Here is a 2,899-nt window from a genome sequence, read left to right as displayed (position 1 = left end):
GTTCCTGGTGGCCGCGGCCATGGTCAGCGCCTGGCTGATCACGGTGGCCGACATCCCCAGCGCCATGGTGGGCCTGCTGGAGCCGCTGATGGACAGCCCCACGCTGCTGCTCATCGCCATCATGCTGTTGGTCATTGCCGTGGGCACGGCCATGGACATGACGCCCACCATCCTGATCCTGACGCCGGTGCTCATGCCCATCGTGAAGGCCGCGGGCATTGACCCGGTGTACTTCGGGGTGCTGTTCATCATGAACAACGCCATCGGGCTGATCACCCCGCCGGTGGGCACGGTGCTCAATGTGGTGGCCGGCGTGGGCAAGATGAAGATGGACGAGGTCACCCGCGGCGTGCTGCCTTTCATGACCGCGCAGTTCGCGGTGATGTTCCTGCTGGTGCTCTTCCCCTCGCTGGTGATGGTGCCGGCGCGCTGGTTCGCCCAGTGAGCGCACCGGCCGCCCTTCTCTGACTCGCCCCCTTTTTTCCCGTCCCTCAACCGCAACCTGACTGAACGCGCAAAGCGCCTGGAGACACGCATGAAACGTCTGATGCTCAAGACCCTGGTGGCCGCTGCGGCCGTGGTGGCCACCGGCCTGCTGCCCGGTGTGGCCTCGGCCCAGGAGAAGACCTTCAAGTTCGCGCTGCAGAACCCCAAGGGCCATCCGCTGGAGATGGGGGCGACCAAATTCGCGGAGCTGGTGGCGGCCAAGAGCGGCGGCCGCCTGAAGGTCAATGTCTTCGCGGGCGGCACCCTGGGCGGGGACGCCGCCAACGTCTCGGCCCTGCAGGGCGGCACCATCGATTTTGTGCAGCTGAACTCCGGCATCCTGGCCTCGCAGGTCAAGGCGTTTGAGGTCTATGACCTGCCCTTCCTGTTCGCCAACGCGGCCGAGGCCGACGCCGTGGTGGACGGTCCCTTTGGCCAGAAGATGCACGCCATGCTGGGCGAGAAGGGCATCGTGGGCCTGGCCTATGTGGAGCTGGGCTTTCGCAACATCACCAACAGCAAGAAGCCGATCAAGGCCGTGGACGACGTGGCCGGCCTGAAGCTGCGTGTGATCCCCAACAAGATCAACATCGACTGGGTCAGCGCCTTGGGCGCCAACCCCACGCCTCTGGCTTTCCCGGAGGTCTACGCCGCGCTGGAGCAGAAGGCCATCGACGGGCAGGAGAACCCGCTGTCGGTGATCCTGGCCAACAAGCTGTTTGAGGTGCAGAAGCACCTGGCGGTGACCAACCACCAGTACAACCCGCAGTCGCTCATCATGAGCAAGAAGATCTTTGACGGCCTGAGCCCGGCCGACCAGAAGATCATCCAGGACGCCGCCAAGGAAGCCTCGGCCTACCAGCGCAAGGTCAACCGCGACAAGTCGGCCGACGACCTGCAGGAGCTGCGCGCCGCCGGCATGCAAGTGACCGAGTTCTCGGCCGCCGAGCAGGCCAAGCTGCGCGAGAAGCTCAAGCCGGTGGTGGAGAAGCACGGCGCCGCCCTGGGCTCCACGCTCACCGACATCCAGGCCGAACTGGCCAAGCTGCGCAAGTAAGGCGCACGCTGCGCACGCCGGCCGCCGCCGCCTGATTCCGGCGCGGCCGCCGGCCGTTTCTCCGGGCGTGTGCGCCGCTCGTTTTCCCACAAGGACACCACGATGAACACCCTGGTCCAGGACCCGGCACTGGCCTCGCTCGCCTCTGGCACGGCCGCGGCCCCCGCGATCACCCCCGATGACGTGCCGCACATGGTGCTGCTGGGCCTGATCGGCTCGGGCATCCAGCAGTCACTCACCCCTTCCATGCAGATGCAGGAAGGCCGGGAGCATGGCCTGCGCGTGCATTACCAGCTCATCGACCTGGACCGTTTTGGTGGCAGTCCCGCTGACCTGCCTACGCTGTTGTTCGCCGCCAAGGCCATGGGCTTTGCCGGCCTGAACATCACCTACCCCTGCAAGCAGGCGGTGATCCCGCACTTGGACGAGCTGTCTGACGAGGCCCAGGCCATGGGCGCGGTCAACACCGTGGTCATCCGCGACGGCCGCCTCATCGGCCACAACACCGACGGCTCCGGCTGGGCCCGCGGCTTCACCCGCGCCCTGCCCCAGGCCGACCTGGCCCGTGTGGCCCTGCTGGGCGCCGGCGGCGCCGGTGCTGCCATCGCCCATGCCGTGCTGCGTCTGGGCGCCGGCGAGCTGCGCCTGGTGGACGCCGACCCGGCCCGCGCCGCTGCGCTGGCCGATGAACTCAACACCCGCTACGGCGCCGGCAAGGCCGTGGCCCACCCCAGCGCCGCCTCTGCCCTGCCCGGCGCCACCGGCCTGATCCACGCCACGCCCACCGGCATGGCCAAGCTCCCCGGCCTGCCGCTGGACGCCGCGCTGCTGCGCCCGGACCTGTGGGTGTCGGAGGTGGTGTATTTCCCGCTGGAAACCGAGCTGCTGCGCACCGCACGCGCCCTGGGTTGCCCCATCTCCGACGGCGGCGGCATGGCCGTGGGCCAGGCGCTGGGCGCCTTTGAGCTGTTCACCGGCCGGCCGGCTGACGCGGCGCGGGTGGAGGCGCACTTCCGCGGCTTGGTCATGGCCCGCATGGCCGCCCAGGCCTGACCGCGCGCGCCGGCCAGCACCAACACACACACAACGGGAGCTTCCATGAACACCCTCGCGCATGAATCCCTGGGCCCGCAGCCCAACCCCCTGGGCCTGCAGGGCATCGAGTTCATCGAATACGCCACCAGCCGGCCGCAGGCGCTGGGCCAGCAGCTGGAGCGGCTGGGTTTCCTGCCGGTGGCGCGCCACCGCTCGCGCGAGGTGCTGCTCTACCGCCAGGGGGGCATGAACGTCATCATCAACGCCCACCAGGACGTGGCCGAGGGCGGCCTGAACGGCGCCCCGCCGCTGACCGAGCGC

Annotated in this window: 4 protein-coding genes; all 4 read left to right on the top strand. The window is 68.7% G+C overall.

All coding sequences use genetic code 11. From position 1 onward, the window contains the following. The coding region (locus G3A44_RS23075; RefSeq protein WP_163460100.1) for a TRAP transporter large permease subunit at nt 1-445 on the top strand (445 nt) is incomplete at its 5' end. A gap of 90 nt (nt 446-535) precedes the next feature. Then, complete coding sequence (locus G3A44_RS23070; RefSeq protein WP_163460099.1) at nt 536-1,543, top strand: TRAP transporter substrate-binding protein; 1,008 nt, start codon at nt 536-538, stop codon at nt 1,541-1,543. A gap of 192 nt (nt 1,544-1,735) precedes the next feature. Continuing rightward, the gene (locus tag G3A44_RS23065) at nt 1,736-2,596 is read left to right on the top strand and encodes a shikimate dehydrogenase (RefSeq protein WP_239062065.1); all 861 of its coding nucleotides are present in this window, start codon (nt 1,736-1,738) and stop codon (nt 2,594-2,596) included. 45 nt (nt 2,597-2,641) lie between these two features. After that, the coding region (locus G3A44_RS23060; RefSeq protein WP_510587269.1) for a VOC family protein at nt 2,642-2,899 on the top strand (258 nt) is incomplete at its 3' end.

The sequence above is a fragment of the Ideonella livida genome (assembly GCF_010499455.1).
Classification (GTDB): domain Bacteria; phylum Pseudomonadota; class Gammaproteobacteria; order Burkholderiales; family Burkholderiaceae_C; genus Ideonella; species Ideonella livida.
The sequence above is the reverse complement of the archived record's forward strand: the minus strand, read 5'-3'. Positions and strand labels throughout refer to the sequence as shown.